This is a genomic window from Nodularia chucula CCY0103 (genome assembly GCF_963923915.1).
Classification (GTDB): Bacteria; Cyanobacteriota; Cyanobacteriia; order Cyanobacteriales; family Nostocaceae; genus Nodularia; species Nodularia chucula.
In genome coordinates this window covers 1-2,574 of the sequence record NZ_CAWUOL010000173.1, presented here as the reverse complement: position 1 = coordinate 2,574, position 2,574 = coordinate 1, and the positions used below count along the sequence as shown (strand labels likewise).

Here is a 2,574-nt window from a genome sequence, read left to right as displayed (position 1 = left end):
TTAGTATTCCTTCTTCTTTTCCAAGCATAAGCAGCCAAAGCCAGTGCCATAACACAATCAGTAGCCAAACCAGAATCATCCAATTTATAAAACCTTAGCTCAGTCTTAAGCTGTTTCAGTCTATCCTGCTCATCATAAGGAATTACCAATTTAGCTTTTTCAACACACCCAGCAAGATTACTGAGCATTAAAGTTTTGTGGTTATGTTTTTGATTTTTTCCTGGCTTTCTTGTGCTATTGATAGGTATACATAACTCAGCATCAGCAGCAGGTAACTCCTTTTCTAATGACTCTTTTAGGTACTGTCCTGCAAGCGCTGTGGCATCATAATACAAGTCACCAGGGAATTGGGCTAACCTACGTTTAATCCTTTCTATAACCCCATTTTGATCAAACAGAGGAGTCTTGCTAATTCTTTCAAAAGCAACAATTCTTAGTTCTCTGTCAATAAACTGTAATGTGATCAAAACAGTGCTGTCACCATTAGTAGATCCTGCAACATCCACCCCTGTAAAGAACTGTGAATTTGGTCCACCTTTAGGCAGATATGGGAATTCTAAACTAGCACCATGTTCAGGCAAACAGTGACCTGTAACTGGGTCATCATAAGGGAAGAAACAAGTATGCTTTTCACCATTTTCAACAGCTTTGTCTAAATAGCTACCAGCAAAGAAAGTAGAACCATAGTTAGCAAACTTACCAAAGACTTCTTCTCTGACTTGAGCTTGAGTCATGTTAACCATATTTGACCTGATTGTTTCTTCAGGGTTACACGGGTTATCAAACTGACTAAACTCAGCAATGACTACTGAGTTATCTTGTTTAAGTCTTCTTTGCTTAAACTCAGTCCACATTTTCCTAAAGTAAATAGCACCTTGACCAGCAGTGTCTCCTTCCCCTTGTGGAGTGCTGATAAAATACTTACGTCCACTAACTTCAGTACCCCTGACATTAAGTATTTTCATTCTTAAATGCTCCAAAGCATATTCACTAGCAGCTTCATCTAAGGTGGCTACATCAAGATAGAAACCAAGAATAAATCTACCTCTTTGAACAGTAGCTTGAAACCAAATAATGCTGTTGAAACAGGTTTCTATAAAAGGTTGCTGTCCATCAGAAATGTGCTTAATGAACCCTATGCTGGTCAGGAAAGGGCTATCATTAACTAGATTGATTATTTCATCCTTCACTAATTTTGCTTGCTTTAAAGAGGGCGCACAATTAATTGATTGAAATCTTTTAGTATGATCACCATAGAAAGGAGAACTAGTAGGTCTTTTCCTATAGAATAAAAACCATAAGTGCATGAGAGCAGTAACAAAAGTTTTACCTGATCTACTACCTGCTTTCAGTACCCCTTCTTGAGCATTGACAGCTTGCTTAAGCCATTGTCTTTGTTTAGGATGACCTTTAACTAATACACCTGTTTCAGGGTGTGTTCTTTCAATTTCATTTAGGTAGAGATTTACCTTTTCACCTAAGAAATATTTTACAAACAGAACAGGATCATTAGCCCCAGCAATATATTGATATTTTAATATATCTGACTTAAGGATACCTTCTAAATCACTAGGAATAAAGTTTAAATCCATTAATCATCATCCCCCAACTCATATTGAATTTCTACATCTGCTGGTTTAAGAGCAAATAAATCATCAACTCTAGCTTCAGGATTAGAGGTTAAGTATGCTTTAACTAAATCTTGTATAAGTTCTTTAGGGTCTACACTTAGCTGAGTATAAAGAGCTTGAAGAGTAACTTCATTTTCATTTTTATCTCTCAATTCTTTTTTAGTTTTGAGAGTAGCATTAATTTGAGCTTGATGAATTTGAATAACCTTAGAAATATCAGTGATAGCTTTACTCAAACCATTGATATTATTAGTCATTACTTCTACTTCTCTAAAAGAAGAAGTAGTTGCAGAAGCAGATAATTGTACTGCTAATTGTACTGCTGCATCATATCTTTCTATTAGCTCTGATTGATGTTCAATAAGGCGACATAACATAGCATCAGTTAACATAATGCTGTTGTCTAATAAGTTTTCCTTAGAGTAATCAGTAGATAATAACTCTTTCCTTTCTTTAGCAGAAAGTGATTTAATTGCTTTCATGTGTTCTTGTTTAACTAATTTTGAATGTAGACCATGTGTGATTCTAGCTTTAGCTGCTTTACCTCCATGAGATGCACAACATTTATAACCAAGCATTACTTTATTTTTACATTGAGTGCCATCTCTTTTAATAACAGGACACCTTTGAGGTTCAGGTCTTCTTCCTGATTTATATCTGTGTTTGTAAACTGCACTGTCTACATAACTAACTTTCTTCTTTTCAGACATTTATATGATAATATTCAAATATCAGCAGATTACTCTACTGATACCTTTTTTTGTATTACACATTGTGTGTAAATATTACATATTTAAATTACTTAGAAATTAGACTTTTAATAATTTTCACATCTATTTCAATTTCTGATAATTTTTTAATAATCTCATTTTTATTAATTTTAGATTCAGAGTCTATTTGAGAAATAAGTTTAGTAGCATCTTTGCTTGTTTCAGAAAAAGTT

Annotated in this window: 2 protein-coding genes; both read right to left on the bottom strand. The window is 34.1% G+C overall.

Annotated features, from left to right (window positions below):
- Window positions 1–1,592 (bottom strand): hypothetical protein (locus tag ACM0OP_RS23915; RefSeq protein WP_414530904.1); only part of this gene is annotated, 1,592 nt, incomplete at its 3' end.
- Window positions 1,592–2,341, bottom strand: coding sequence for a hypothetical protein (locus tag ACM0OP_RS23910; protein ID WP_414530903.1), 750 nt, complete (start codon window positions 2,339–2,341; stop codon window positions 1,592–1,594). The genes ACM0OP_RS23915 and ACM0OP_RS23910, both read right to left, overlap by 1 nt.
- Window positions 2,342–2,574 lie beyond the last annotated feature (233 nt).

What these genes read in the sequence shown, in the direction of transcription:
- ACM0OP_RS23910 (WP_414530903.1), bottom strand. Translation starts at nt 2,341, where the DNA reads ATGTCTGAAAAGAAGAAAGTTAGTTATGTAGACAGTGCAGTTTACAAA.